23 protein-coding genes are annotated in these 24795 nt (G+C 62.9%); 13 read left to right on the forward strand and 10 right to left on the reverse strand.

Annotated features, from left to right (window positions below; genetic code table 11):
• Position 1 precedes the first annotated feature (1 nt).
• The 4 genes from IVA88_RS27475 to IVA88_RS27490 all read left to right on the forward strand — a co-directional run bounded on the left by IVA88_RS27475 (position 2) and on the right by IVA88_RS27490 (position 4214).
• Entirely contained in the window at positions 2 to 1147 is a 1146-nt protein-coding gene (locus IVA88_RS27475) for an alpha/beta hydrolase (protein ID WP_247500266.1), read from the forward strand.
• A 67-nt stretch (positions 1148 to 1214) separates the two neighbouring features.
• Positions 1215 to 2186: an iron exporter MbfA gene (gene mbfA, locus IVA88_RS27480; RefSeq protein ID WP_247500267.1), complete on the forward strand. Its 972-nt coding sequence runs from the start codon at positions 1215 to 1217 to the stop codon at positions 2184 to 2186.
• 148 nt (positions 2187 to 2334) lie between these two features.
• Positions 2335 to 3807 (forward strand): amidase, encoded by a 1473-nt coding sequence (locus IVA88_RS27485; protein ID WP_247500268.1) that lies wholly within the window; start codon positions 2335 to 2337, stop codon positions 3805 to 3807.
• Positions 3808 to 3860: 53 nt separating this feature from the next.
• Positions 3861 to 4214 (forward strand): nuclear transport factor 2 family protein, encoded by a 354-nt coding sequence (locus IVA88_RS27490; protein WP_247500269.1) that lies wholly within the window; start codon positions 3861 to 3863, stop codon positions 4212 to 4214.
• A gap of 59 nt (positions 4215 to 4273) precedes the next feature.
• On the opposite strand, the gene IVA88_RS27495 is transcribed toward IVA88_RS27490, so the two are convergent.
• On the reverse strand, positions 4274 to 4756 hold the full coding sequence (locus IVA88_RS27495) for a CinA family protein (RefSeq protein WP_247500270.1): 483 nt from the start codon (positions 4754 to 4756) through the stop codon (positions 4274 to 4276).
• 168 nt (positions 4757 to 4924) lie between these two features.
• On the opposite strand from IVA88_RS27495, the gene IVA88_RS27500 reads away from it, so the two are divergent.
• The 4 genes from IVA88_RS27500 (at position 4925) to IVA88_RS27515 (ending at position 9141) form a co-directional block, all read left to right on the forward strand.
• A complete protein-coding gene (locus IVA88_RS27500) occupies positions 4925 to 5983 on the forward strand; it encodes an amidohydrolase family protein (protein ID WP_247500271.1) in 1059 nt (352 codons plus the stop codon).
• Between the two features lie 24 nt (positions 5984 to 6007).
• Positions 6008 to 7117: an amidohydrolase family protein gene (locus IVA88_RS27505; RefSeq protein ID WP_247500272.1), complete on the forward strand. Its 1110-nt coding sequence runs from the start codon at positions 6008 to 6010 to the stop codon at positions 7115 to 7117.
• On the forward strand, positions 7117 to 7530 hold the full coding sequence (locus IVA88_RS27510) for a Rieske (2Fe-2S) protein (RefSeq protein WP_028149261.1): 414 nt from the start codon (positions 7117 to 7119) through the stop codon (positions 7528 to 7530). The genes IVA88_RS27505 and IVA88_RS27510 overlap by 1 nt, the downstream gene beginning before the upstream one ends.
• A gap of 525 nt (positions 7531 to 8055) precedes the next feature.
• Positions 8056 to 9141 carry an alpha/beta hydrolase gene (locus IVA88_RS27515; protein WP_247500273.1) on the forward strand — a complete coding sequence of 362 codons (1086 nt, stop codon included), beginning with the start codon at positions 8056 to 8058 and terminating at the stop codon, positions 9139 to 9141.
• Between the two features lie 56 nt (positions 9142 to 9197).
• On the opposite strand, the gene IVA88_RS27520 is transcribed toward IVA88_RS27515, so the two are convergent.
• Positions 9198 to 9677, reverse strand: a complete 480-nt coding sequence (locus tag IVA88_RS27520; RefSeq protein WP_247500274.1) for a MarR family transcriptional regulator — start codon at positions 9675 to 9677, stop codon at positions 9198 to 9200.
• A gap of 504 nt (positions 9678 to 10181) precedes the next feature.
• Between IVA88_RS27520 and IVA88_RS27525 the strand changes: the two genes are divergently transcribed.
• Positions 10182 to 11765, forward strand: coding sequence for a porin (locus tag IVA88_RS27525; RefSeq protein WP_247500275.1), 1584 nt, complete (start codon positions 10182 to 10184; stop codon positions 11763 to 11765).
• Positions 11766 to 11906: 141 nt separating this feature from the next.
• Here the strand turns inward: IVA88_RS27525 and IVA88_RS27530 are convergent, their stop codons facing one another.
• Both IVA88_RS27530 and IVA88_RS27535 read right to left on the reverse strand, forming a co-directional pair.
• Positions 11907 to 13244, reverse strand: coding sequence for an MFS transporter (locus IVA88_RS27530; protein ID WP_247500276.1), 1338 nt, complete (start codon positions 13242 to 13244; stop codon positions 11907 to 11909).
• 135 nt (positions 13245 to 13379) lie between these two features.
• Complete coding sequence (locus tag IVA88_RS27535) at positions 13380 to 14279, reverse strand: transcriptional regulator GcvA (RefSeq protein WP_247500277.1); 900 nt, start codon at positions 14277 to 14279, stop codon at positions 13380 to 13382.
• A 110-nt stretch (positions 14280 to 14389) separates the two neighbouring features.
• On the opposite strand from IVA88_RS27535, the gene IVA88_RS27540 reads away from it, so the two are divergent.
• A complete protein-coding gene (locus tag IVA88_RS27540; protein ID WP_247500278.1) occupies positions 14390 to 14593 on the forward strand; it encodes a DUF1127 domain-containing protein in 204 nt (67 codons plus the stop codon).
• Positions 14594 to 14674: 81 nt separating this feature from the next.
• Positions 14675 to 15298 (forward strand): GNAT family N-acetyltransferase, encoded by a 624-nt coding sequence (locus IVA88_RS27545; RefSeq protein ID WP_247500279.1) that lies wholly within the window; start codon positions 14675 to 14677, stop codon positions 15296 to 15298.
• Between the two features lie 102 nt (positions 15299 to 15400).
• On the opposite strand, the gene IVA88_RS27550 is transcribed toward IVA88_RS27545, so the two are convergent.
• Together IVA88_RS27550 and IVA88_RS27555 are read right to left on the reverse strand one after the other, a co-directional pair.
• Entirely contained in the window at positions 15401 to 16231 is an 831-nt protein-coding gene (locus IVA88_RS27550) for an enoyl-CoA hydratase (protein ID WP_247500280.1), read from the reverse strand.
• 123 nt (positions 16232 to 16354) lie between these two features.
• Positions 16355 to 17056 (reverse strand): SDR family NAD(P)-dependent oxidoreductase, encoded by a 702-nt coding sequence (locus IVA88_RS27555; protein WP_247500281.1) that lies wholly within the window; start codon positions 17054 to 17056, stop codon positions 16355 to 16357.
• A gap of 232 nt (positions 17057 to 17288) precedes the next feature.
• Here IVA88_RS27555 and IVA88_RS27560 point away from each other — a divergent pair, with 232 nt between their 5' ends.
• Together IVA88_RS27560 and IVA88_RS27565 are read left to right on the forward strand one after the other, a co-directional pair.
• On the forward strand, positions 17289 to 19073 hold the full coding sequence (locus tag IVA88_RS27560) for an acyl-CoA dehydrogenase family protein (RefSeq protein ID WP_247500282.1): 1785 nt from the start codon (positions 17289 to 17291) through the stop codon (positions 19071 to 19073).
• 44 nt (positions 19074 to 19117) lie between these two features.
• On the forward strand, positions 19118 to 20206 hold the full coding sequence (locus IVA88_RS27565; protein WP_247500283.1) for a Zn-dependent alcohol dehydrogenase: 1089 nt from the start codon (positions 19118 to 19120) through the stop codon (positions 20204 to 20206).
• A gap of 29 nt (positions 20207 to 20235) precedes the next feature.
• Here the strand turns inward: IVA88_RS27565 and IVA88_RS27570 are convergent, their stop codons facing one another.
• From IVA88_RS27570 to IVA88_RS27585, 4 genes are all read right to left on the reverse strand, one after another.
• The gene (locus tag IVA88_RS27570) at positions 20236 to 21693 is read right to left on the reverse strand and encodes a hypothetical protein (protein WP_247500284.1); all 1458 of its coding nucleotides are present in this window, start codon (positions 21691 to 21693) and stop codon (positions 20236 to 20238) included.
• 334 nt (positions 21694 to 22027) lie between these two features.
• On the reverse strand, positions 22028 to 22303 hold the full coding sequence (locus tag IVA88_RS27575; protein ID WP_247500285.1) for a DUF1488 family protein: 276 nt from the start codon (positions 22301 to 22303) through the stop codon (positions 22028 to 22030).
• A 156-nt stretch (positions 22304 to 22459) separates the two neighbouring features.
• On the reverse strand, positions 22460 to 23065 hold the full coding sequence (locus tag IVA88_RS27580) for a tetratricopeptide repeat protein (RefSeq protein ID WP_247500286.1): 606 nt from the start codon (positions 23063 to 23065) through the stop codon (positions 22460 to 22462).
• A gap of 154 nt (positions 23066 to 23219) precedes the next feature.
• Positions 23220 to 24698, reverse strand: coding sequence for an AMP nucleosidase (locus tag IVA88_RS27585; RefSeq protein ID WP_247500287.1), 1479 nt, complete (start codon positions 24696 to 24698; stop codon positions 23220 to 23222).
• Between the last annotated feature and the right edge of the window lie 97 nt (positions 24699 to 24795).

Consider the following 24795-nt stretch of genomic DNA (forward strand, 5'->3'; position numbering starts at 1 on the left):
CATGGCCGATCTCCCCGACATCCCGCTCCCCGACGGCATTCGCTCCCGCTATGTCGACGACATCAACGGCCTACACGTGCATGTGCTGGAGGCCGGCTTCGAGACCAAGGGCCGGCCCTGCATCCTGCTGCTGCACGGATTTCCGGAGCTTGCCTTCTCCTGGCGCAAGGTGATGCCGGCGCTTAGCTCGGCCGGCTATCACGTGATCGCCCCGGACCAGCGCGGCTATGGTCGGACGACGGGATGGAGCGCGGAGTACGATAGCGATCTGGAGCCCTTTTCGCTCTTCAACCTGGTGCGTGACGCGCTCGGGCTGGTGTCGGCGTTCGGCTACAGGCAGGTCGATGTGGTCGGACATGATTTCGGCAGCCCGGTCGCGGCCTGGTGCGCGCTGATGCGGCCGGACGTGTTTCGATCGGTGGCGATGATGAGCGCGCCGTTCGGCGGAGCGCCGCCGCTGCCGTTCAACACGGTCGACACGCCGGCAAAGCCACCGGCCGAAGATCCCGTGCATCGCGAGCTGGCTGCCTTGCCGCGTCCGCGCAAGCATTATCAGTGGTACTATGCGACGCGTCCGGCCAATGCCTACATGCACCTTGCGCCGCAAGGCGTGCATGATTTCCTGCGCGCCTACTATCATCACAAGAGCGCGGACTGGACCGACAACAAGCCATATCCGCTGAAAGCCTGGTCGGCGCACGAGCTGGCGAAGCTGCCGACCTATTATGTGATGGACCTGAACGAGACCATAGCCGAGACGGTCGCCAAGGAGATGCCCTCGCCGGCCGCAATCGCTGCCAATCAATGGCTGCCCGACCGCGACCTCGCCTACTACAGCGCCGAATATGGCCGCACCGGATTCCAGGGCGGCTTGCAATGGTATCGCTGCGGTACATCGGGTGCGTTCAACAGCCAGCTCCAATTGTTCTCCGGCCGCAGCATCGACGTCCCCTCCTGCTTCATCTCGGGCAAGCAGGATTGGGGCACCTACCAGCGCCCCGGCGTGTTCGAGGCGATGCAGGCGCGGACCTGCACGAAGCTGCTCGGTTGCCATCTCGTCGACGGCGCCGGGCACTGGGTGCAGCAGGAGCAGCCGGCCGAGGTGAGCCGCCTACTGCTCGATTTCCTGGCGAAGAGCCGCGCGTGATTTGACCCGGGAACTTCGGCGCCTTATACAGTTTAGAACTATTCTAAATTATAGAGACAGGGCCGCCGTGAAGAATTTTGCCGATCTGACCGAGCGCGAGGTGCTTGCGGTCGCGATCTCCTCCGAGGAGGAGGACAGCCGCATCTATATGAGCTTCGCCGAGGACCTGAAGGAGCGCTATCCGGATTCCGCCAAGATCTTCGAGCAAATGGCCGAGGAAGAGCGCGGCCATCGCCACATGCTGCTGGAAATATACGAGCAGCGCTTCGGTCCGCATTTGCCGCCGATCCGCCGCGAGGACGTCAAAGGCTTCCTGCGCCGCCGTCCGGTCTGGCTCACCAAGAACCTGCCGCTCGACACCATCCGCAGGGAAGTCGAGACCATGGAATTGCAGGCCGAGCGCTTTTACGTGAAGGCCGCCGAACAGGCGCAGGATGTCGGCGTGCGCCGCCTGCTCGGCGATCTGGCTGAAGCCGAAAAAGGCCACGAGGAGGTGGCGGCAAAGCTGACGGACCAGATCCTGAGTTCAGACGTACGCGCCGAGGAAGACCGCACCAACCGGCGCATGTTTGTGCTGCAATACGTGCAGCCAGGTCTCGCAGGCCTGATGGACGGATCGGTTTCGACGCTGGCGCCGCTGTTTGCCGCGGCCTTCGCCACGCATCAGAACTGGCAAACGTTTCTGGTCGGCCTCGCCGCCTCGATCGGTGCCGGCATCAGCATGGGTTTTGCGGAGGCGCTGTCCGACGACGGCTCGCTGACCGGACGCGGCTCGCCCTGGCTGCGCGGTCTCACCTGCGGCTTGATGACGACGCTCGGCGGGCTCGGGCACACCTTGCCTTATCTCGTCCCGGACAGCTGGCCGAACGCATTCTGGATCGCGACGGGAATCGCCGGCGTTGTCGTATTCTTCGAGTTGTGGGCGATCGCCTTTATCCGCTCACGCTACATGGACACGCCATTCCTCCAGGCCGTGTTCCAGATCGTGCTCGGCGGCGCGATCGTGCTGGCGGTGGGCATCCTGATCGGGGCGGCGTAACAGCCGCACTCTCTGTCATGTCCTGCAAGTATTTGGCCCCGACAGATCACTGACAGGTGTTCGGAGACATAGCTGACACATTAAACGGCGGTTGCGACGTTCGGCCAAACTGCGCATCATCCTCCGGCAATAAGAGCAGGAGAATGCGGTGGCCAAATCGCAATGGAGTTTCAAAAGCGCGGTCGAGCTGTCGGCCGCGTTGAGCGCAAAGAAGGTCTCCGCGGTCGAGCTTACACAGGATGCGATCGACCGCATCGAACGTCACGACGGCAAAATCAACGCGATCTGCGTCCGGGATTTTGATCGCGCGCTTGGCGCCGCGCGCGAGGCGGACGCCGCATTGGCGCGCGGCGAGCGAAAGCCGCTGCTTGGCCTGCCCATCACGGTGAAGGAATCCTACAACGTCGCCGGCCTGCCCACGACCTGGGGCTGGACGCCGCAGAAGGATTTCAAGCCGGCGGAGGACGCGCTGTCGATCACCCGGGTGAAGAACGCGGGTGGCGTCATCCTCGGCAAGTCCAACGTTCCCGTTGGGCTCGGAGATTGGCAGAGCTACAACGAAATCTACGGCACGACCAACAATCCGTTCGATCTCGGCCGCACGCCCGGTGGCTCGTCGGGCGGCTCGTCTGCGGCGCTCGCGGCAGGCTACGGACCGCTGTCGCTCGGGTCCGACATCGGCGGCTCGTTGCGCGTGCCCGCCTTCCATTGCGGGGTCTATGCGCACAAGCCGACCTACAATCTCTGTCCAACGCGTGGCCACACGCCGCCGCCATTCCCAGCCATCCCGATGGAGCGCGACATGGCCGTGATCGGTCCGATGGCGCGGAGTGCAGCCGATCTGCCCCTGCTCCTGGACGTGATGGCGGGCCCCGATCCGCTCGACCTGGGCATCGGATACAAGCTCGCGCTGCCCGAGGCGCGACACCGCGCGCTGAAGGATTTCCGCGTGCTGGTGATCGACAGCCATCCGTTGCTGCCTGCGAATGCCGACATCCGCAGCGCGATCGAGCAGCTGGCGGAACAACTCTCGCGCGCAGGTGCGAGCATAGCCCGCGAAAGCCCGCTGTTTCCCGACTTCACGGATGCCTCCCGCCTCTACATGCGCATGCTGATGAGCTTTCTCGGCGCCTTCCTTCCGCCGGACATTCTCGCCGGGGCGCGTGCCGGGGCGGCGCAGCTCTCGCCTGAGGACAAAAGCCTGTCTGCCGAGCGGCTGCGCGGCATCACCAGCACGCATCAGGCCTGGGTGTTCGACGAGGGCGCTCGCGCCGGCCTTCGCGCGCAATGGCGGCACTTGTTCAGGACATTCGATGCGGTGATCTGCCCGATCATGCCGACGCCGGCCTATCCGCATGATCATTCGCCGCAGCAGGAGGCACGCCGGATCAACATCGATGGCAAGGACTTCGCCTATCCGGATCAGCTTGCCTGGCCCGGCATCGCCACTCTGACGGGCCTGCCGGCAACGGCTATTCCGCTCGGCCTGTCGAAGGGCGGCCTGCCGATCGGCGTGCAAATCATCGGGCCCTTCCTCGAGGACCGCACGCCGCTGAAGCTCGCCGAGCTGATCGAACGCGAGTTCGGCGGGTTCGTGCCGCCGCCTTCATTCAATGACTAGTCCTTCTCGTCGTTGCGAGGAGCCCTTGCGACGAAACAACGGAGAGAAACCTCATGAGCAATGACCTCGAACAGCTCACGGCGCTCAACCGCGACTATGTCGCCTCCGTGCAGAATTGCGATATCAAGCGCTTCGACGAGATTTTGGCGCCGGAGTTCTACTGCTCCAATCCCGACAAGACGCTGGTCGATCGCGAGGCCTTCCTGAAGCAGACGGCGCGGCCGATTGCGATCCGGAACCTCAGGGAGCACGACGTCATCATCCGCATCATGGGCGATTTCGCCATCATCCACGCGGCGACGAGCTACACCACGGCGGACGGCCAGCAGGTCACCGGGCGCTATACCGATTGCTGGGCGAAGAAGAACGAGAACTGGCTGGCGGTGTCGGCGCACGTGTCGCGGTAAGAAGGCGCGTCACGCGACACATTTCGCCTGAATACCCAGATATTCGGGAGGCCGCGAGGTCACCGCTCCAAATTCTTCAGCAGCAATTTGAGCGCTGTCGCTGCGAACATCTGCATGTTGGCGAAGCGGTCATTGCTGCCGGTCTCCAGCGTCATCACCTCTGATGCCGGCCCGGCGACCGCCATGCAGCTGTGGCCCGCCGCGTCGCCGTAGCGATTTCCGGTGGGGCCGGTCGCACCCGTCTCGGACAGGCCCCAGTCGCAATCGAAGCGGCTGCGCATCTGCTCGGCCAGCAGTTGCGCGTACGGCTCCGACGAGGAACGAAAGCCCTTCATTCCTTCGTCCGAAATATCCATCAGCACGCGCCTGGCATCGCGGGTGTAGACCACGGCGCCGCCGAGGAAATAAGCGGACGCGCCGGGCACCGCGAGCAGGCTGGCCGAGATCAGGCCACCAGTCGAGGATTCCGCCACGGCAATGGTCTGCTTGCGCGCGATCAGTCTCGCTGCGACCTGTTCTGCAATGCCGACGAGCTCTTTCATTCCTTGACCCCTTATTGCTTCGCAACCGAGCTCAGCCTTTCTAGCATATGACACCGCCGTTGGCCGAGTTGCAGGCAACGGCCGGGCCTGCTTGAATGGCGCTCAAGATGCGGAGTGGCCAGGCGCTGCCCACGAGAAGACGTGACGAGGAAACGTGAAGGAGACGTCATGGCGTCCCTGATCGCCGGCGGGGTGGATTGCGATGTGCATCCGGCCGTGCCGCATTTGACCAGCCTGCTGCCGTACCTGAACGACTATTGGCGCGATCAGGTCACGACGCGCGGCATGGTCGATCTCATCTCGCAATCCTACCCGCAGAATTCGCCGATCACGTCGCGGCCCGACTGGCGCCCCGAAAACGGCAAGCCGGGGGAAAGCCTGGCGGACATGCAGCGGCATGTGCTCGACCCGTTCCAGCTCTCGCACGCCATCTGCAATCCGCTCTACGGCGTGCAGATGGTGTTTTCGGAAGATCTGCAGGCCGCCTTCTGCCGCGCGCTGAACGACTGGCTCGTGAAGGAATGGCTCGATCGCGATCCGCGGTTGCGCGGCTCGATTGTGATCCCCACCCAAAGCGTCGAGAAGGCCGTCGCCGAGATCGAGCGCTGTGCGACGGATCGCCGCTTCGTGCAGGTGCTGATGCTGGTGATGGGCGACACGCCGCTCGGCAAGCGCGCGCTGTGGCCGATCTATGAGGCGGCAGAACGGCTGGAACTGCCGATCGGCATTCATGCCGGTTCCGCCTATCACAATCCGCCGACCGCCGTCGGCTGGGGTTCGTACCACATCGAGGATTATGCCGGTCAGGCCCAGGCGTTCCAGACCCAGCTCACCAGCCTGATCGTCGAGGGCGTATTCGTCAAATATCCACGCTTGAAGATGGTGATGCTGGAATCCGGCGTCACCTGGATCTCCCCCTTTCTCTGGCGCCTGCACAAGTTCTGGCGCGGGGTGCGGATGGAGACGCCTTGGGTCGATCGCGCGCCGCTGGAGATTGTGCGCAGCAACATCCGCTTTTCGTTGCAGCCATTCGACGCGCCGCCGGATGAAGCGACATTAATTCGCCTGTTTGAGCATATGCAGTCGGATGAATTAGTCCTATTCTCCACCGACTATCCGCACTGGCAGTTCGACGGCCAGGAGGCGCTGCCCGCAGGTCTCACCCCCGATCTCGTGCGCAAGATCATGATCGATAATCCGCATGCAACCTATCCCCGCCTGACTTAGCCCGCTGCCAAAGGAGGCAAGGCGATGAATATTCAGTTCCGCGAAAGCTCCGAAGCCGCTTCCCCACTGACCGTCAAAACCGCAATCGCGGACTGCGACATCCACCCGGCACGCGCGACCCGCGCCGAACTCTATCCTTATCTCGCCAAACGCTGGCAGCATCATCTCGAGGTCTACGGCGTCCACGCCTATCAGGGCATGATGGAAGGGCCGCCCTACCCGAAGGCCCAGCCCAACGCCTCGCGCCGCGACGCCTATCCGCCGGAGGGCGGGCCGCAGGGCTCATCGCTGTCCTTCATGCAGAAGCAGCTGCTCGATCCCAACAAAGTGCAGCTCGGCGTGCTCAATCCGCTCAACACCGGGCAGGGCATCCGCAATCACGAGCTCTCGGCGGCGCTGTGCTCGGCGATCAACGACTGGCAGATCGACAAATGGACCAGCAAGGACAAGCGGCTGAAAGCGTCCATCGTCGTCGGCAATGAGGACGGCCTGTCGGCCGCAGCCGAAATCCGCGAGCGCGCGGGTGACAGGAATTTCGTGCAGGTGCTGCTGCTGAGCCGCAATGTCGAGCCGCTCGGCCAACGCCGCTACTGGCCGATCTATCAGGCCGCGGAAGAGGCCGGCCTTCCCGTCGGCGTCCACGCCTTCGGCTTCGGCGGCAACCCGATCACGCCGTCGGGCTGGCCTTCCTATTACATCGAGGAGATGGTCGGCCACTCGCAGTGCCAGCAATCGGCGCTCGCGAGCCTCGTGCTGGAGGGCGTGTTCGAGCGCTTCCCGAAATTGAAGATGGTGATGATCGAGGCCGGCTTCGGCTGGGCGCCATCACTGGCGTGGCGGCTCGACAAGGTCTGGCAGCGGCTCCGTAGCGAGGTGCCGCATGTCAAACGGCCGCCGTCGGAATATATCCGCGAGCAGGTATGGTGGACGACGCAGCCGATGGAGGATCCGGAGCGGCGCGAGGATCTGTTCGACGTCATCAAGTGGATCGGCTGGGACCGGTTGCTGTTCGCCACCGACTATCCGCATTGGGACTACGACGACCCCTCGCGCGTGCTGCCCGCGGGCGTCAGCGAGGATAATCGTGAGGCTTTCTATCTAGGCAATGCAAAGAAGCTGTACGGGATCAGTTGATGGCGCGGCATGTGATTGCCGCGGTCGATGAGCTTCCGCCCGGCACGCGAAAATTTCTGGAGATCGACGGGCGGCCCATCGCTGTCTTCAACATCAAGGGTGAATATTTTGGCCTGATGAACCGCTGCCCGCATCAGGGCGCGGCGCTGTGCGAGGGACCCTTGATCGGGCTCGCGCAATCGAAGGATCCGGGCGAGATCGAATACACCAAGCTCGGCGAGATCATTCGCTGCCCCTGGCATGGCTGGGAGTTCGACATCCGCACGGGCCAGTCCTACTGCGACCCCCGCCGCTTCCGCGTGAAAGCCTATCCGGCGCATGTCGAGCCGGGTGCAAGCGTGGTGAAGGGGCCGTATGTCGCCGAGACGATACCGGTGAAGGTCGAGAGCGATTACGTGGTGGTTGAGCTTTAGCTCTCACCGCGTCGGTCAAAGCGGGCATGACGTGCGCGAAAATCGGCGAAGCCCAAGGTGCGCCTGAATGCATCTTCTCGAGCTATGATTTGCTCATGACGGCAACCATGGATCGCACGCTGGGCGAATTGATCAAAAGCCTTGCTGGTTCAGGTTTTTTGCCTCCGCCGCTTAGTGGATCGCATGAGCCGACACAGCCATGCCTCCTCTGTCATCAAATGACAGCTATATTTTAATCGCCGCCGCAACAAAAAACTACAAAACCGGGACGCATAAAAGTGGCAGAGTGGGGCCGGGGCGCATGACTGTGATCAGCAACGGAGCTGAGACGTGACGATGAAGTTGAGCCGGCGTGAATTTTGTATCGAAACCGGTTCGTCTGGACTGCAGACCGTTTCGCCCAGTGTCTTCGCTATGCAAAGCGAAGCACGTCTGCGATCGCATCGAGCACGCATGCAGAGCGCTGCGCTGAACGCGAGGCCGGCAAGTCCGGGCAACCGCTGACGGCGCCGTTCGGAGACAGAGATGGAAGGGGATCATTGGCCTCACGGCGTGTGCGACGACGCCGGTCGAAGCCTGGCACGCCTGCGGAAGCGCGCGTCCGAATTTTTCGAAAACCTGTCGGTCGCAGACCTTGCGCGTGAGGCGCATCGGCATCTGTGGGTTTCGGACTGGTTGAGGATTGCAGACGATTACCGGATCTTCGCCGAGTCCGTGCGCGAAGATGATTCCGTTCAGATTGCGCGGGAAGCGTGGCTCTGCTCGCTGACGGCGTTTGAAGTCGCGAGGCGCTTGTCTTGCCCAAGCGATCTTGCGAGTACCGACCTCGCAGGCAAAATCGATGTCGGCCTGACGGGTTTCGAGGATGACGCCGGTCCGGCGATCGAGCGCGTGGAGATCGATGGCTTCGATCAGGGAGCGCTGTCTGGCTTGTTTCTGCCGGCGTTCCGTCATGGGGGGTCTTCCGCACCCGCGGTGATCTGCGTCGGTGACGAGGAAGTCACCATGGGCGCGACGATGAGCAGACTGTTGCCGGTCTCACTCTGCCGGAACATGTCACTCCTGCTCGTCAACACCTGCAATTCATCTGTGCCTCGCCGCTTCAAGCTGGAGCATGTCCTGCAATGCTGGGTGGACTATCTGGAGGCCCGCCCGGATGTCGATTCGCGGCGGATCGCCGTCCATGGCGAAGGGACGGGCGCCGGTCATGCGTCCCGCCTTGCCCTCGGTGATCGCAGGATAGCTGCCGCCGTGTGCGACGGCGGCCTGTTGAAGTCGGCCACGCGTCGAGCGTCACTACGCTGGATGACCGGCCTTGAGCAGACCGTGCATGAGGGGAGCTCGGCAGGTTCGCTGCTGCCATCGCGCCGAATACCCTGCCCGCTTCTCGTGGTCCCCGGGAGGCGCTCAATGGTCCGGGAACAAGATGCATTGGAGCTGCAAGCCGGCTATCGGCAGGCCGGAGCCGATTGCTCGATCGTCGTGCCGAACCGCATCCCGTCCCCATTGGGCGAGGTCGAGAATTTCATCGCTGTGGATAATTTCGTCTTCGAATGGCTCGACAGCAAGCTTGGAGCCGCTCGTCAGCTCGATGCCGTGGTCTACCTCTAGAGCATTATCGGTTCTGATTGAATCACAACCGAAGCTCCGCGCCGGACAGCAGACGATCAGGAAACGTCGATTTCCAGCAATCGTGCAGCCAGCCGGGCATTCTTGGCAATCACTGCAAGCGCAGCATTCAGATCAGCCAAGGTCTTCTCGTCGAGCTCGTTGAAGATCGTCGAATTCAACGCGAGCTTTCTCTTGGACAGCTTTTCGATCTCCGCGGTCGCCTTTGCCGTCAACGACATCAGGACGAAGCGCGCGTCGTCCGCTGCCGGCCGCCTTGACAGGAAGCCGCTCTTTTCGAGCGCCTTGGTCTGGTTGGTGACGAAGGCGGGGTGGACGCGCAGCTTGTTCGCGATATCGATTCCGGCGACGCCTCGCCCCTCGTCCAGTTCGGTGATGGCCATCAGGATCAGCCACTGCGGCTCGGTAATGCCCAGCAGTCCGGCCCAGCTGGTGTGGATGTCCTCCAGCTGGGAATGGATTTCGACGACGTTCCAGATGAAGTCCGTAATCGCCCTGTCGAGTTTCTTCTCGATCATGTGGCACCCTCCCCGTTTATCTTATGGCCCCTTCTTTAATGGGATATTCGGGAGGCGTCTCGAACATCGCGCACCGACGATAGTGGTAGATACCGCACAGTGGAAATCGTCCGCTGATTTAATGCTTGCAGAAAACAATTGATTAAATTATGTCATAGCCACTCGATTTTGCTGCTCTCGACATTCTCGATGGACAGCGATGTGAGACCTCCAAGAAGCCCTCGGGATGCCCCCCGAGGGCTTTTCTTGTTCGTTTATGCAGGCTCAACACCAAAACCGCCGCTGTTGCTCCCGAGCCACATCGCCCTCTGAACTTGCGATTCGCTAAATCAATAAATTGAGGCAATTGTTTTTATAAACTATATGTGAGGCCACGACGGAGGGGGGGCACCTCACTGTCGTTTCAGTCCGGACCTACGTGCGGATCTGAATTGAGCGAAATTGAGAGGGTAAAGCGGCTTCCTCCGGGAGCCGAGCCCCCTGAACCGACCTGGAGGTTTACTAATGAAGTTGACGAAAACACTCTTTCTTGGCTCGGCTGCCGGCCTGATGGCCGTCTCCGGAGCGTTCGCAGCCGATCTCCCCGTGAAGGCCAAAGCGGTCGAATACGTCAAGATCTGCTCGCTGTACGGCGCCGGTTTCTACTACATCCCGGGCACCGACACCTGCATCAAGCTCGGCGGTTACATGCGCGCTGACGCCGTGCTGGGCTCCAACTCGGACTTCAATCCGAACCAGAGCGGTACTGCCGGTGCTCGCAACCGCCTGATGAACTACTACACCTTCCGCGCTCGTGAAGACCTGAACATCGACACCCGCACCGCGACCGAGTACGGCGTTGTTCGTACCTTCTTCGATGGCGTCTTCACCTGGACGAGCGGCAACTACACTCCCACCGGTTCGGCAACGGGCGGCACCCAGTACAGCGGTACGCTCGGTCTGAACGCTGCGGGCACCGCCCTCGTCGGTTCGAATGGTAGCGGCAGCGTCAACGGCACCGACGGCAACACCTCGGCCGGTGCGCTCGGCGTGTACTACGCCTTCATCCAGTTCGCCGGCTTCACCATGGGTAAAGCCGTGTCGCAGTTCGACGCGCCCTGGACCAACTATCCCGGCAACATCACCGACAACCTTGTCGGCGGCAGCGGCACGGTCACTGGCGTCAACCAGTTCACCTACACCGCCGACTTCGGTCAGGGCATCACGGCAGCGTTCTCGGCTGAAGACGTCTCGACCTACTATCAGGCCGGCAACCTCAACATGACCGGCGCGACCGCGGGCGGCATGATCGGCGGCTCGTACGGCACCAACACCATCGGCGGCACCCGTTCGCCGAACCTCGTCGGTATGGTGCGTGTCGACCAGGCCTGGGGCCTGTTCCAGGCGTCGGTGGCTGCGCATGACAACCACGTCGGCTACTACGGCGCTTCCGAGACCACCGGCCACCCCGACGACAAGTGGGGTTGGGCTGTGCAGCTCGCTCTGTCGATCAAGAACATCCCGACTGGCGCGGGTGACACGATCAATATCCAGGGCGTCTACACCGACGGTGCGACCCGCTACAACTTCCAGAACCTGTCGGGCAGCAGCTACGCGCTGTACGGCAATTCGGGCGTTGCTGGCGCTTACGGCAGCCTCGGCTTCGCCAACGCTCCCGACACGGTGTTCGTGACCGGCAGCTCGCAGGAAACCGTCAAGACCTGGGGCTTCCGTGGCGCTTACACCCACAATTGGGATCCATACTGGAACTCGGCGCTCTACGGTGCCTACGCGCAGGCCCAGTTCGGCACGCTGGCCAAGACCACCCTCTGCGGCGCTGGCGGTGCTGGCGGCGTATTCGGTGGCTTGGCGGGTGTGACGGGTTGCAACCCGGACTTCGCGATCGGCCAGCTGGGTGTCGTCACCCGCTGGACCCCGGTCAAGAACCTGACGTTCTCGGCTGACGTCTCCTGGACCCATCTCGACCAGAAGTACTCCGGTACGGTTGGCCTCGTCCCGAACGTCGTGACCGCCAAGCCGGCCGCGGTTTACGAACTGAAGGACCAGGACTCGATCGCCATGATCCTCCGCGCTCAGCGCAACTGGTAAGATCTGTCGAACCACACAAAACGAACACCCGGCGGGAAACCGCCGGGTGTTTTTTTGCGCGGAGTGGGGCGTGAGGCCGGTCGTCGCGCACACAATGCCGACCGGGCCGGTAATCGTGCTCGGCCCGTCCGCTTCCGCCTGTTATCCGGCGTGACCGCCGACCGGCTCCGCCACCGCATCATATGTCGGCACCGCCTTGCCGCCGCCGCGATACACGACGGAGGCCGCGATGATGCCGAGGAAGGCCGCGAACATCAGCCAGAAACCGGGCGAGGCCTTGTCGCCGGTGTGCTCGATCAGCAGGGTCGAGGCGAACGGCGTGAAGGTGCCGAACAGCGCGGCCGCGAGCGCGAAGGCAAGCGAGAAACAGGTGGTGCGGACATGCGCCGGCACGATCTCGACCAACGCGCCGAGCATGGTGCCGCTGTAGACGCCGAAATAGAACGAGAACATCATCTCGACCGCGAGCAGCTTGCCGAAGGTCGGCGCCGCCACCAGCCAGTGCAGCGCCGGATAGGCCGTGACCAGCGACAGGCAGGCGACGGTGATCAGCACCGGCTTGCGGCCGATGCGGTCTGACAAGGCGCCGCCGACCGGATTCCAGAAGAAATTGGTCACGGCGACCAGCAGTGTCACCAGCAGCGCATCCTGCGACGACAGCTTCAGCACGGTCTTGCCGAAGGTCGGCGTGTACACCGTGACGAAGTAGAACGTCGTCGTGGTCAGGACCGCGATCATCATGCCGAGAAGGACGATGCGCCAATTGGCGAACGCGGAGGCGAATACCTCGCTTGCGCTCGGATGCTTCTTCATGGCGAGGAAGGCCGGCGTCTCCTCGAGCGTCCGCCGCAGGAAGAAGATCAGAGGAATGATCAGGCAGCCGACGAAGAACGGAATGCGCCAGCCCCAGGCGGCCACCGTGTCGGCCGGCATCACCTCGGAGAGGAGGTAGCCGAGGATCGAGGCGACGAAGATCGCGACCTGCTGGCTCGAGGACTGGAACGAGGTGTAGAAGCCGCGATTGCCGGGCGTCGAAATCTCCGACAAATAAACCGACACGCCGCCGAGCTCGACGCCGGCGGAGAAGCCTTGCAGCAGGCGGCCGATCAGCACGATGGCCGGCGCGGCGATGCCGATGGTCGCATAGCTCGGGCAGAATGCGATGACGACGGTGCCGACGGCCATGATGCCGAGCGTCACGATCAGGCCCTTGCGGCGGCCGATGCGGTCGATATAGGCGCCGAGCACGATCGCGCCGAAGGGACGCATCAACGCGCCGAGCCAGAACACGCCGAAGGTGTTGAGCAACGACGCGGTCTCGTTGCTGGACGGGAAGAACGCCTTGCCGATGGCGACGGCATAGAAGCCGAACAGGAAGAAGTCGAATTGCTCGAGGAAATTGCCGCTCGTTGCGCGCAGGATCGCGCCGATGCGCGACTTGATCTCGGGCGGATTGGTCGATGCTGCTGGTCCAGCCATGGCGTTACTCCCCTGAAGACGCGGCCGGACCGGAACTCACGGCAGGCGGCGGATTGCGACTGCGACAATCTGTCCTACCCCTCTCGCGCGGGGCGCGGCGAGTCAATCGATTTCACTGCAGAAGCTGATGATTTTTCAGGCTTTATTCTGCGTTGCAGCGAGCATCCAGTCGCGGAATGCGGCGAGCTTCGGCGCCTCGCGCCGGCCCTCCGGCGCGACCAGGTAGAAGCCGGCATCGGCCGGCAGCGCGATCTTGAAGGGAACCACGAGACGGCCCTTGGCGATGTCGTCCTGGACGTAGGAGGTTCGGCCCATCGCCACGCCGATGCCATCGATCGCGGCCTGGATGGTCATGAAGATCATGTCGAAGGTGATGCCGGGCTGCCTGGCGATATCAGCCGGCAGACCCGCCGCCGTCAGCCACAGCCGCCAGTCGTCGCTGTTGGCGTTGGAAGTGTGCAGCAGCATGTGGCTCTTGAGGTCCTCGGGACAGCGCAATGGCTTGTCGCCACGCAAGAGAGACGGGCTGCACACCGGAAACAGCTCGTCCGCCATCAGCCAGTCGGCGCGCAAACCCGGCCACTGGCCGCGCCCGTAGCGGATCGCGGCATCGACATTGTCGCGCTGGAAGTCGACGAGGCTGGTCGAGGTGGTGATGCGGACGTCGATGCCGGGATGGTGCTCCTGGAAATCGGTCAGCCGCGGCAGCAGCCATTTTGCGGCAAGCGAGGCCAGCGTCGAGACCGTCAGCACCTTGTCGTCGTCTTTGCGCAGCAGCCGGTCGGTGGCCAGGCGGAGGTCGTTGAAGGCGGCGCGGACGCCCGGCAAATAGTCGCGCGCCTCCGGGGTCAGTGCCAGCGCGCGGTTCTGCCTGACGAACAGGCGGATCCCAAGCTCCTCCTCGAGCCTGCGGATCTGATGGCTGATCGCGGTCTGGGTCACGTTCAGCTCCGCCGCAGCCAACGTAAAGCTGAGATGGCGCGCGGCGGCCTCAAACGCTCTCAATCCGTTCAAGGAAGGCAATCTGGCAGTCATCTGGCAGCAGGATGCATGACGTTATTTCATCCGAAAGGGTACAAATTGTCGTTTGTCGCAGCGCACCAGGAAGCAGATATTGCGGGTCAACTTAGCTCCAGGAGCTGAAAATGTCTACTTTGACCCAGAATTCGATGACAAATCATCATGTGCCAGGTCTGATCCAGCAGATCGGCGAGACCCTTCACGTCTGGCACGAGCGCTACCGGACCCGGCGGGAGCTCACCAACTGGTCCGCGCGTGACCTTCAGGACGTCGGGCTGTCCTGGAGCGATGTGGCCTATGAGGCCGACAAACCCTTCTGGCGGGCCTGAATGGCCGCCAGGCCGGCGCCGCCTGATCACAGGGGCGCCGGCGGTCCCTTGCCCCGGTCTCTTTCCCTTTGGGCTCGTGTCATGAGCACTCTCCGTCTGGAAGATCTGAAGCAATATTCGGACACGCTGCGAATCCGGCACGGCGAAGCGCTTCATGTTCGCTTCGTCGAGCCGCGCGACAGCGACGAGCTCCAGCACTATTTTCGCTCGCTCTCGGCGCGATCCCGCTACAACCGCTTCTTCGGCGCGATCAGCGAACTGCCGCAGGGCCTGCTTCGCGACTTCCTTCAGATCGGCGAGCGCGAACGTTTTTCCGTGGTCGCGACCATGATGGTCGACGGCTTCGACACCATCGTCGCCGAAGCGCGCTACGCGCTGCATGCCGAAACCGCGACGCTTGAATTCGGCCTCTCGGTTGCCGACCGTTGGCAGGGCCACGGCATCGCGAGCGCGCTCCTGAAGAACCTCGAATGCCGCGCGGCCGCGCTCGGTGCGGAGCACATGCGCGGCGACACGTTGCGCTCCAACGAGGGCATGATCTCGCTCGCGCGCAAATCCGGCTTCGCCTTCGTCAACCATCCTGATGACTGGAAGCTGGTGCGCTTCGACAAGGAGATCTCCGTCGCACCGAAAGACATTCCCTGCGCGAGCTGGCGTCTCGTCGCCCTTTCCCGCCAGGCCGATAGCCCCTCAGCCTCAGCCTGACACCACTCGAGCCCGGCCTGGCGACAACCAGAGCCGGGCTTTTTTTATTCGCGCCGTCGTCACAGGCTTCCGGGACTTCGCTCCGGTCCGGCCTACGGACTCTTACTTCCCCGTAAACACCGCTTTCCGCTTTTCGATGAACGCTTGCACCGCCTCCTTGTGATCGGCGGTCGTGGTCAGGCGGATCAGACGCTCGGCTTCGTGGTCGCGCGCGGTCTCGAAATCGAACAGCAGCGCCTCGTCGAGATTGTCCTTCATGTAGCGCAGCGCAAGGCGCGGACCTTCAGCGAGCGATTTCGCCAGCGCGAAAGCCTCCGCCTGCAATTTGTCGTCGGGCACCACGCGGTTGACGAGGCCGATGGCCTCGCACCTGACTGCATCGACCCGATCGCCGGTGAACAGTAGCTCGCGCGCCCGCGCGGTGCCGACGAGGCGCGTCAACAGCCACGCGATGCCATAGTCGCCACTGAGCGCAATGCGCGCATAGCCGGTGGCCACGAAGGCCGATTGCGCGGCAATGCGGATGTCGCAGGCCATGGCGATGGCGAGCCCCGCGCCGACCGCGGGCCCCGGCAGTGCCGCGATGGTCGGCTTGCGCACCGACACCAGCGCGCCGGTGAGCAGTCGCTGCCGCTCCTGGAGATCGGCGACGCGATCTTCCAGCGACATCTCCAACTTCTTCGGGTCGCGATGCGCGCCCATGCCCTTGACGTTGCCACCGGCGCAGAACGCTTCGCCGGCGCCGGTGATCAGCAGCGCGCCGATATCGGGGTTCTCGCCGCAGGAGCGGATCATCGTGCGCAGCGCCGGGGTCAGCGTGTCCGACAGCGAGTTACGCGCCTCGGGCCGGTTCAGCGTGATCAATGCGACGCGATCACGGATCACGCAGAGGAGTTCATTGGTGCCGGTGTCGATGGTGGTTTCCATGGTCATGTCGCTCCCTCTCTTTCGTCATTGCGAGCGAAGCGAAGCAAATCCAGAATCTTTCCGCGGGGACAGTCTGGATTGCTTCGTCGCTTCGCTCCTCGCAATGACGATGGTTGTGACGTTATCGCCTCAAAATTTCTCCACCCAGGGCCGCAGCTCGAGCTCCCAGCTCCAGGCGCTGCGCGGCTGCTGCAACACGTTCCAATAGCTCTCCGCGATGGCATCGGGATCGAGCATTGAACCCGGCTTTTCCGGTGCTTCAGTCCGCGCTGCGCTCTTGATGGCGCCGTCGATGACGAAATGCGCGACATGGATGCCTTGCGGCGACAATTCGCGTGCCATGCTCTGCGCGAGGCCGCGCAGGGCGAACTTGCCCATCGCGAACGAAGCCGACTGCGCATAGCCCTTGACGCTTGCCGAAGCGCCGGTGAACAGGATCGCGCCGTGCTTGTTCGGCAGCATGCGTTTTGCCGCCTGCTGCGCCACCAGGAAGCCGCCATAGGCGCTGATCGCGATCGCCTGCGCCACGTCAGCCGGAACGAGATCCACGAACGGCCCGCGCGTGCGACCGCTGGCGTTGTAGACGACCACGTCAGGCGTGCCGACCTCTCGTTCGACGAGGCCGAACAGGCGCTCGACCTCATCGGGCTCGGCGGCGTTGCAGGCATAGGCCTTGGCGCCGGTCTCGCTACAGAGCGCGCCAAGCTTCTCGATTTTTCGCGCGGCCAGTGCGACGCGGATGTCCTGGGCGGACAATAGCCGCGCCAATGAGGCGCTCAGGCCTTCGCCGGCGCCGACGATGAGGGCGATCTTGTAAGTCGGGTGTTCCATGGCGTGATCTCTCGAAGACGGGAAGCCGCTGATTTATGCATGATCCGAGCGCACAACCAGCCGGGACGATCACAATTCCGCAGAGCGAATTGCTCCCTCACGGCGATCATGCCTCCCTGACAATTTGCGGCTTTATCCGCTTTCGCGACTGGAGCATGATCGACATCATCCGAAGCGGCAAGCACCAAATCAGCGCAAATGTCCGCGAAGCGCGGAAACGAAGAGGACGACCATGCACAAGCCGGCCCCCGCGCAGCCAAAACAGGTCGCAGCCGCACCATCCGGATTGCTGGCTCCCGATACCACCGGCATGAATTTCTACCGCGCCGATCCCGCGGTCACCGACCTGCTGCGCATTCATCTGCCGGACACGCTATTCCGCCACATCGAGCCGCATCTCGACCGTCTCGGCGAACTCGCCGGTGGCCGTCTCGATGAGTGCGCGCGCCTCGCAGACCGGCACACGCCCATTCTGCACCAGCGCGACAAGTTCGGCCGTGATGTGCAGTGGATCGAATATCACCCGGCTTATCGCGAGTTGGAGAATGCGGCGTTCGGAGAATTCGGCATCCATGCGCTCTCGCTCCGCAATGGCATCATGGGCTGGCCCGACAAATACCCTGTAGTGGCCAAACACGCTTTCACCTTCCTGTTCAACCAGACCGAATTCGGCATGGGCTGTCCGATCAACGTCACCGACGGTTGTGCCAAGCTGCTGGCGAATTTCGGCAGCGAGGCGCTGAAGGCGAAATATCTGGATGGCCTGACCCAGACCGACATGAGCAAGCTGACCCAGGGCGGCCAGTTCATGACCGAGAAGGAAGGCGGCTCCGACGTCGGCACACTGACCACGACGGCCGTGCAGGAGGGCGACCGTTGGCGCCTCACCGGCGAAAAATGGTTCTGCTCGAACGCTGACGCCAAAATCGTGATGCTGCTGGCGCGCCCCGCAGGCGCCGGCCCCGGCACGCGCGGCGTCGGCCTGTTCCTGATGCCGCGCTTCCTCGACGACGGTTCGCAGAACCACTACCGGATCGTGCGCCTGAAGGACAAGCTCGGCACACGCTCGATGGCCTCAGGTGAGATCAAGCTGGAGGGCGCAATCGCCTATGCGGTCGGCAAGCTCGACCGCGGCTTCGTGCAGATGGCGGAGATGGTGAACTCGTCGCGGCTCTCGAATGGCGTCAAATCCACCGCGCTGATGCGCCGCGCCTATCATGATGCAATGACGGTTGCGAAGAACCGCGTGGTGTTCGGCAATCGCATCATCGACCTGCCGCTGGGCCGGCGCCAGATGCTGAAGATCATGCTGCCGGTCGAGCAGGCACTGTCGATGAGCTTTCTCACCGCCGATGCGCTCGATCGCGCCGAGGCCGGCAGCCAGGATGCGGCTGCGCTGCTTCGCATCCTGACCCCGATTCTGAAATTCCGCGCCACGCGCGATGCGCGAAAAGTCTGCGGCGATGCGCTCGAGATGCGCGGCGGCATCGGCTATATCGAGGAATTCGCCACGGCCCGTCTGCTGCGCGATGCGCATCTCGGCTCGGTCTGGGAAGGCACCGGCAACATCGTCGCCATCGATGCACTGCGACGCGCGGTCGGCCGTCACGGCGCCGAATCCGCGCTGGCGGCCGATCTGCACGCCCGGCTCGACGACAGCGCCTCCGTGCCGCAGGCCTGGCGCGACCACTTGCGCGGTCTCGTCGACCGCGCTGTCGGCTTCGCACGCGAAGTCGCGGGCAAGGCCGACAACGAATCCGATGCGCGGCGCGCCACCAGCCTGCTCTATCATGTCGCCAGTGCCGTCGCGCTCGCCTGGGAGGCGCACCGTATTCACGATATGCGCGGCGATGCGCGAAGGCTGTTGTTGTCGCGGCTGGTGATCGATCACCGGGTGTCGCCGAGCGATCCGTTCCGGCTGACGGAAAATGCCGTGCAGCAGAAGATCGCGACACTGCTGCTCGGCGATCGCGCAGCCAGCATGAGCGAGGTTGGCGAACTGGTTCTGGCGGCGTAGGCTGCACCGGCGTTCAAAGCAAAAAAAGCGATAGGGAGTGCTCGATGAAGGCCGCCGTCCTCCATGAAGTCAACCAGCCTCTGGTCATCGAGGATGTCAGCCTGCCGAAACCCGGCCCGCGCGAGGTCCTGATCCGGACCTCGGTCGCGGGTCTCTGCCATTCCGATCTGCACTTCATGGAAGGCCTTTATCCGCATCCGCTGCCCGCGGTGCTCGGGCACGAGTCGGCCGGTGTCGTCGAGCAGGTCGGCTCCGACGTGACTTATGTGAAGCCCGGCGATCATGTCGTCACCTGTCTTTCGGTGTTCTGCGGCACCTGCGACAATTGCACCACGGGCCGCACGGTGCTCTGCACCGACACCACGGTAAAGTTGTTGCCGGGGGTCTCCAACCGGATGCAATGGTCGCGACCTGAGAAGCTGCATCAGTTTCTCAACCTCTCGTCCTTCGCCGAGCAGATGCTGGTGCACGAGAACGCGATCGTCAAAATCCGCAAGGAGATGCCGCTCGATCTCGCCGCGCTGATCGGCTGCGGCGTCATCACCGGCTATGGCGCGGTCGTGAACACGGCGAAGGTGACGGCCGGCGAGACAGTGGCCGTGATCGGGTGCGGCGGTGTCGGCATGGCTGCGATCAACGGCGCGCAGATTGCGGGCGCCGGCCGCATCATTGCCATCGACACCAACCCGGCAAAACTCCAGCTCGCGACCAAGCTGGGGGCAACCGACATCATCAACCCGGCCGACGGCGACGTGGTGAAGCAGGTGCGCGATCTCACCAATGGCGGCGTGCATCACTCCTTCGAGGTGCTCGGCCGCAAGGAGACCGCCGAGCAGGCCTTCGCCATGCTCGCCTCGGGAGGCACGGCCACCATCGTCGGCATGATTCCGTTCGGTCAGAAGATCGAGCTGCACGGCTTCGACTTCCTGCGCGAGCGCAGGATTCAGGGCTCATCGATGGGCTCGAACCATTTTCGCGTCGACATGCCGCGGCTGGTGGATTTCTACCTGCGCGGCCGGCTGCACCTGGAAGACTGGATCTCGGCCAAGCTGAAGCTCTCCGAGATCAACGAAGGTTTTGCCGACATGAAAGCGGGCAAGACGCTGCGCAGCGTCATCATGTTTGACAGCTGATTGCTGGATGAGGCGGGACGCCCAGGATTTCATCCCGAAAAATCGAGGCCGGAGACACGCCGATCGCCGGCGAGTTGGGGTTGAGGCAACCGGTCCGGGCCGTCGGCCAAGTCGCCATGCGACTCTTTCAGGAGCAGCAGCGCCGCAGCTGTGACGAGACCCGTGGTGAGCAGGTACACGGGGGATATGTTCCAACCGGGCCCCTCGAAGACCAGGTAGGAGAACAATCCCGCGGTCGACACGATGAAGCCGAGCCAGGCAAGCCTCGGAAAGCGAAATCCGCGTCCGCCGCGCCAAAGATCAAGCACGAGGTAGAACACGAGAAGGCTGTTGCAGAGTGCCGCCGGCAGCACGCCCAGGACAATTCCACTTTCGAACGCGAGATAGGATAAGACGCCGTCGACCTGAGCAATCACCGCGACGGGCAAATAGCGCGGATTGAGGCAGGCCAGGGCGATGGACGCAAGTTCGAACGCGTAGAAATACCGCTCGTGCATCTTCGGGAGCAGGTACGGCATGAGCATGAGCGATACACAGGCGGCGAGCAGAATAAACTCCGGCCCTGCCCGACGAGAGCGCGCGATGAAGATCGACAAGGCGAGCCCACTCGCCGCCGCGAGCACCAGCCCGGCGACGATTCCGATCGCGTAAGGCGTTCCCCCAGCCAACACCCAGATGTTCGCTGCATTCATGGTGAGGCGATGGTAAGTGTGAGCTTGGTCCAGATAGACCCCGAACACGGAGATCAAGGATCTGCCGGCGACGAGAACCGGAATGGCAAGGACCATATAGATCCCGGGAATAGCGGCGAGCCATGCCACGTGCATCCTGCGGCGCAGAATCATACCGAGCACGAAGGGTCCCAGGAATACGCCCTGAGCCTTCACCGAAAAGGCCACCCCAAATGACACAATGCCATTTCGGTCCCGCATGAACAGCGCCACGGAAACCAGCGTGAAGAAGGTCCAGATCGAATCAACCTGTCCCCACACTGCGCCGTTGAAGATCACCGTCGGCGCAAGCCAAACAGCGCAGAAGGCCAGGGAGGCGCGCAATGGCACCTTTGTAGCTCGCCAGACGATCTGGGCCACAGCGATCGCGCAGCCTAACTCGAATACTGCCGAGATCGCTTTCACGAGGGAAAGTGGCTGGCCTAGCCAATCAAATCGGGCGGCAATCAGCAGGAGGTAGCTGTAAAACGGAGTATAGCCGGTAAAAGCTTCGGCCAGCCCACCAAGGCCGTGATCGCGAGCAAAGACATACCAGGGGATCGCATACTGAATGGCGTCCTCGGTGGCGTGCTTCCGGGCGAAGTAGCGGAGCGCAAGGCCCACAAGTCCGCATCCGATCGCGACCGCAATTGCAAGCCGCCAACTCTTTGCCAGCGTCTTGTCCGGGTCGCCGCCACGACCCGGCCCGCGGATCTCGTCGATTCCAACCATTTCTTTTGTCACGCAATCACTCATGCGGGATTTGTGCGTGACCATCGGCGACCACCGGAGGGGGCCATGAAATCAGAAACCGTTGGATTCCGGGATCCCGGACGCGGTTGGTTTTCTTTTGCGCTCCGTCAAACACTGAGGCAATCCAGGCTTCGCGCGCGTCCATAGTGACTTCTTTAAGATGGAAAAGCCTCTGAGGCTCCATGTTCGCGATCTAACCTCTACGGGTAATCAATTCATGGCTGTATAACGCCCCGCTTTGCATGTCTTAAGATTGCTGCGAAACGATTGTTTGGTTAGCGAATGCTTTAGAGGAACTAAAGCGCGATGAATTGCTCCGAGCAAGTTCCGGGGCGTGACGGCGGAGGATGGAGCGGCACTACCGCTGCAAATGTCGCGTAAAGATCCGCACCACATGACCCCTGACCCGCGGCGCCTCGTCGTAGAGGTCTGACGCGATCCGCTCGATGGTCTCGCGCAGGGACATGAACTGCGCCTGCCGCGCACTGCTTTCGGTGCCCTGCATGCCCGCAAGCTCGTCCATCGCGGCGTCACTGATCTGGCACTGCACGAGCTCGCTATCGCTCAGCATGGTGAAGCGAAAGGCAAGCCGTTCGAGATCATGGCCAATGATCTTGTCGCGCATGAGTGGCATCAGATTGTCCCGTTCGCCCCCGGACGGACAATGCTGAAAATCTGGCGCGTTGTCACCATGCGCGGGGTGCGTTAGCCGAACGCGTAGCCACCCTCTTGTCCCGAGCCGTCGCCCGAAATAGTGCGGATTACGCTTCGCTAACCCCGCCCTACGTTCTCAATAGATGAGAGCCGTGCCAGTAGGTTTGTCCAGCGCGATCGCCAGAGACTTGTACTCTTCGCAATCGCGGCCGCAGATCGTGGCGATACGACTTAGGTGATACATCGCCTGCTCGCGGTTGCCCTGCTCGAGCTGCCAGAGGCCGTAATACTGCCAGGTCAGCACGTGATTGGGGTCGGCCTTCAGCGCGCGCTCGTACCAGATCTGCGACTGCTTGTAGTCGCCGAGCTTGCGATAGGAGTAGCCGATGAGGTTGGCGACATTCGGATGATCGTCATGGTCCAGCGCTTTCAACTGCTCGATCGCAGCCGCGTAGTCGTTGCGCTGGTAGATCGTGTCATAGGCCACACGGTAGCCGGTCGCGAATGCAGGATCGTCGATGCGCGACTGGTTGTTTGGCTTCCTGCCTTTCTGGGTTGCCTTCGGGTTGGAACGTTTCGGGTAGGCTGGCTGCGCTTTCTGGTCCGAATAAGCGCCCGCATAGGGATCGGTGGAACTGGCGCCACCGCCGCCACCGCCGCCTCCGGCGGCCAGCACAGGTGAAGCGAACAACGCCGCTGCGAGCATTCCCGGCACGACAAATTTGATGGTCGCTGTGATCATTGCTGCCTCCTGTTTCCGCCAACCCAACCCCAGACGACGTGATAACCCTGCTCCGATGGCGATATTCCGGAATGCTTGCGTTCTCACGGAGACGTCAGCGTCGTGCATGCGACAGTCCTGCTGCCAGATCCTGCCGGCAGGTGGGAGGGACGCGCTACTGGAACGCGACTTCGGCGAAACTGCGAAGCTTTCGCGAATGCAGCCGCTCGGATTCCTGCTGCTTGAGCCGTTCCAGCGCCTTCAGGCCGATCTCGAGATGCTGACCGACGCGCCGGCGGTAGAATTCGCTGGCCATGCCCGCGAGCTTGATCTCGCCGTGCAGCGGCTTGTCAGAGACACACAGCAGCGTGCCGTAGGGGACGCGAAAACGGTAGCCGTTGGCGGCAATCGCGGCTGATTCCATATCGAGCGCAACTGCGCGCGATTGCGACAAGCGGCGAATGACATCGGGGCCGCTGATCTCCCAATTGCGGTTGTCGACGCTCGCGACGGTGCCGGTACGCATCAGGCGCTTGAGCTCGAAACCTTCGAGCCCGGTGACGTCCTCGACCGCCTCCTCGAGCGCCACCTGCATCTCCGCGAGCGCCGGGATCGGCACCCACAGCGGCAACTCTCGATCGAGCACATGGTCCTCGCGTACGTAACCATGCGCAAGGACGTAGTCGCCGAGCCGCTGTGTGTTGCGCAGGCCGGCGCAATGGCCGAGCATCAGCCAGGCATGGGGTCGCAGCACGGCAACATGGTCGGTGACGTTGCGCGCGTTGGACGGGCCGGTGCCGATGTTGATCAGGGTGATGCCGCGATAGCCGGGCGCGACCAGGTGAAAGGCCGGCATCTGCGGCGTGCGCGCGGGCGCAACGCCCGTCGTCGCGCCGCCGCTGCGCGTGATCACATTGCCAGGAGCGACGAAAGCTTCGAGGCCGGCCTCGCCCGCCTGAAGCCGCTGCTGGCAGAGCTGCGCGAAGGCGTCGACATAGAACTGGTAGTTGGTGAAGATCACGAAATTCTGGAAGTATTCAGGATCCGTGCCCGTGTAGTGGTAGAGCCGGCGCAGCGAGTAGTCGACGCGGGCCGCCCGAAACAGGGACAGCGGCTCAGGCGCGCCGGGCTGGAGCTCGAAAGTGCCGTCGGCGATGGCATCGTCCATGGTGGCCAGATCAGGCACGTCGAACGCATCGCGCAGCGATCGCGTGACGGCGGAATTCTCGCTGGTGGTGATGGCGGCTTCGATGTTGATGTCGCGGCGATAGGCGAAGTGAACGGGGATCGGTTCGCTGGACTCGCCGATTTCGACCGGGACGCCGTGGTTCTGAATCAACAGTCCGATCTGCTCGGTGAGATAAGTCCGGAACAGATCCGGGCGCGTCACGCTGGTCTCGTGCACCCCGGGCCGGGCGACGAAACCGTAGGCGAGACGCGAATCCAGCCGCGCATGCGTCGCGGTGGTGACACGGACAAAGGGATAGAAGGCCCGCACCCGCGTCGTGATTGCTTCGCCGTTGACGTAGGCTTCGAACCGGTCGCGCAGGAACTTTGTGTTGCGCTCGTAGATCTCTTCGAGGTGGGCGACGGCGAGGCCAGCGTCGGAGAAGGATTCGGTGGCGACGGAGGATGGGGTCTGGATGGATTGCATTGTTCGACGCCGGGTTGCTGGGGCTGGATCGAACTATAGCAAGAAAACTAAAGCAAGAAAGAAGCCGCCCGTCATTGCGAGCGTAGCGAAGCAATCC

This window comes from Bradyrhizobium sp. 149, from assembly GCF_023073915.1.
Taxonomy (GTDB): domain Bacteria; phylum Pseudomonadota; class Alphaproteobacteria; order Rhizobiales; family Xanthobacteraceae; genus Bradyrhizobium.

Excerpts from the sequence above, each read along its gene's own strand:
- IVA88_RS27475 (WP_247500266.1), top strand. The coding sequence starts at position 2 with ATGGCCGATCTCCCCGACATCCCGCTCCCCGACGGCATTCGCTCCCGC.
- IVA88_RS27490 (WP_247500269.1), top strand. The coding sequence starts at position 3,861 with ATGAGCAATGACCTCGAACAGCTCACGGCGCTCAACCGCGACTATGTC.
- IVA88_RS27495 (WP_247500270.1), bottom strand. The coding sequence starts at position 4,756 with ATGAAAGAGCTCGTCGGCATTGCAGAACAGGTCGCAGCGAGACTGATC.
- IVA88_RS27500 (WP_247500271.1), top strand. The coding sequence starts at position 4,925 with ATGGCGTCCCTGATCGCCGGCGGGGTGGATTGCGATGTGCATCCGGCC.
- IVA88_RS27505 (WP_247500272.1), top strand. The coding sequence starts at position 6,008 with ATGAATATTCAGTTCCGCGAAAGCTCCGAAGCCGCTTCCCCACTGACC.
- IVA88_RS27510 (WP_028149261.1), top strand. The coding sequence starts at position 7,117 with ATGGCGCGGCATGTGATTGCCGCGGTCGATGAGCTTCCGCCCGGCACG.
- IVA88_RS27515 (WP_247500273.1), top strand. The coding sequence starts at position 8,056 with ATGGAAGGGGATCATTGGCCTCACGGCGTGTGCGACGACGCCGGTCGA.
- IVA88_RS27520 (WP_247500274.1), bottom strand. The coding sequence starts at position 9,677 with ATGATCGAGAAGAAACTCGACAGGGCGATTACGGACTTCATCTGGAAC.
- IVA88_RS27525 (WP_247500275.1), top strand. The coding sequence starts at position 10,182 with ATGAAGTTGACGAAAACACTCTTTCTTGGCTCGGCTGCCGGCCTGATG.
- IVA88_RS27530 (WP_247500276.1), bottom strand. The coding sequence starts at position 13,244 with ATGGCTGGACCAGCAGCATCGACCAATCCGCCCGAGATCAAGTCGCGC.
- IVA88_RS27535 (WP_247500277.1), bottom strand. The coding sequence starts at position 14,279 with ATGACTGCCAGATTGCCTTCCTTGAACGGATTGAGAGCGTTTGAGGCC.
- IVA88_RS27540 (WP_247500278.1), top strand. The coding sequence starts at position 14,390 with ATGTCTACTTTGACCCAGAATTCGATGACAAATCATCATGTGCCAGGT.
- IVA88_RS27545 (WP_247500279.1), top strand. The coding sequence starts at position 14,675 with ATGAGCACTCTCCGTCTGGAAGATCTGAAGCAATATTCGGACACGCTG.
- IVA88_RS27550 (WP_247500280.1), bottom strand. The coding sequence starts at position 16,231 with ATGACCATGGAAACCACCATCGACACCGGCACCAATGAACTCCTCTGC.
- IVA88_RS27555 (WP_247500281.1), bottom strand. The coding sequence starts at position 17,056 with ATGGAACACCCGACTTACAAGATCGCCCTCATCGTCGGCGCCGGCGAA.
- IVA88_RS27560 (WP_247500282.1), top strand. The coding sequence starts at position 17,289 with ATGCACAAGCCGGCCCCCGCGCAGCCAAAACAGGTCGCAGCCGCACCA.
- IVA88_RS27565 (WP_247500283.1), top strand. The coding sequence starts at position 19,118 with ATGAAGGCCGCCGTCCTCCATGAAGTCAACCAGCCTCTGGTCATCGAG.
- IVA88_RS27570 (WP_247500284.1), bottom strand. The coding sequence starts at position 21,693 with ATGGTCACGCACAAATCCCGCATGAGTGATTGCGTGACAAAAGAAATG.
- IVA88_RS27575 (WP_247500285.1), bottom strand. The coding sequence starts at position 22,303 with ATGCCACTCATGCGCGACAAGATCATTGGCCATGATCTCGAACGGCTT.
- IVA88_RS27580 (WP_247500286.1), bottom strand. The coding sequence starts at position 23,065 with ATGATCACAGCGACCATCAAATTTGTCGTGCCGGGAATGCTCGCAGCG.
- IVA88_RS27585 (WP_247500287.1), bottom strand. The coding sequence starts at position 24,698 with ATGCAATCCATCCAGACCCCATCCTCCGTCGCCACCGAATCCTTCTCC.